At 29.4% G+C, this 1474-nt stretch carries 2 protein-coding genes; both read right to left on the reverse strand.

All coding sequences use genetic code 11. The features are described from left to right. A partial coding sequence (locus C3E90_RS12280) for a UvrD-helicase domain-containing protein (protein WP_236915963.1) occupies nucleotides 1–1275 on the reverse strand: 1275 nt, incomplete at its 3' end. Next, nucleotides 1259–1474: hypothetical protein (locus C3E90_RS12285; RefSeq protein WP_236915964.1), on the reverse strand; the 216-nt coding region annotated here is incomplete at its 5' end. The genes C3E90_RS12280 and C3E90_RS12285, both read right to left, overlap by 17 nt.

Raw genomic sequence — 1474 nt, forward strand, 5'->3', positions numbered from 1 at the left:
TCTAAAATTCATTTCTAATTGTTTCCTTAAATAACTTTTTTGTCTCCTAAGAATCTTGTCTTCCTCCCGATGAATTACTGCAATAGTTGCTCCTTCTTCTATACTATGTATTTTTTTTATTTCCTTTATTATATATCTGATTTGATTTTTAGTCTTAGGATAATAATGTATTTCTGGCATATATCCTTCTGCCATTTCCTCTATATCATGAATTTTTTCACTTTCAATATCCGTAAAACTTAATGAATTAGCCAATTTTACTATCTGTTTAGTTGAACGAAATGTCCTAGTAAGAGTTTTATTTCTGCTACCTATGATATTTATTCCTAAATCAGCATAAGAATGAGGACTACGTTTATATATTTTCTGTTTTGAATCACCTGCAATAACTATGGTTTTCTTTGCAAGCTTTGCAAGAACCTTTAATTGCATAGCTTGTAGGTCTTGAACCTCATCTACAAATATATAATCATAATAAAGTTCTTCTGGAATATAATGAAAATTCTCTAATAATTTGAGAGCATAGTCTTCCAAATCCATATGCCCATGATACATATCTTCTTTTCTTCTTTCATATTCTAAAAATATTTTATATATAGTGTTCCTTTGAGTTTTTGTAAGTCTTGGAGCATTCCCACGTCCATTTCTTTCTACTTCCAAATAATCGTCTTTTTTTATATATCCATTTGCTTTCATCCAAAGAATTTCCTCAGCTATGAAGTTTACATCATGGGTAGAGTACAATCGTTCACTATACTCTAATTTTCTATATCCCTTTTGAGATGGGTCAGTATAGTATTCCCATATAGGATATAGTCTGCCACAGATTTTATCGGTAAAACTTTCTATAGTACCAATATTAATATTCAAGTTTTCTACATTCCTAAAACCCATTTTACTTAGTATTTCATAACTCATTTTATGAAATGTCCAAATATTAATCTCATGATAGTTTCTATATTCTTGAAATTCCTCCGACAAACAGGCCCTTTTATATGTATCAGATACTAATGTGCTATTAAAAGTCAAATATAATATTCTTTGGGGCACTTTTTCATCCATCATAATCTTTATCATCTTATATAATAATGTAATACTTTTTCCACTGCCAGCAGAACCACTTATAAGCATTTGTGCATCCTTTTTTTCAATAATTTCTATTTGTTCCTGGGACAATTTTATAAAATCTAAAAAATCATAATTATTTTTGAATTGCCAAAGCTGAGCAGTTCGTAGGAAAAATTCATTAAACTTTAAATTATCTATTCCTATCAATGGCAAATTCCCCCTTTAAACATATTAGTATGTGCGGACACATACTACAATGCATTCCTTTTTCTGATTCTTCATTCTCTATTCCCTCACAAAACTCTTCAAATAATCTCTCTGGATCAATATTAGATCTTCTATAGGCATTTTTTATCCTATATCTTTTGGTTACCAAATACCTAGATCTAAGTATTTGTACATCTGC

It is taken from the genome of Clostridium sp. Cult2, assembly GCF_021655075.1.
Lineage (GTDB): Bacteria > Bacillota > Clostridia > Tissierellales > Tepidimicrobiaceae > Schnuerera.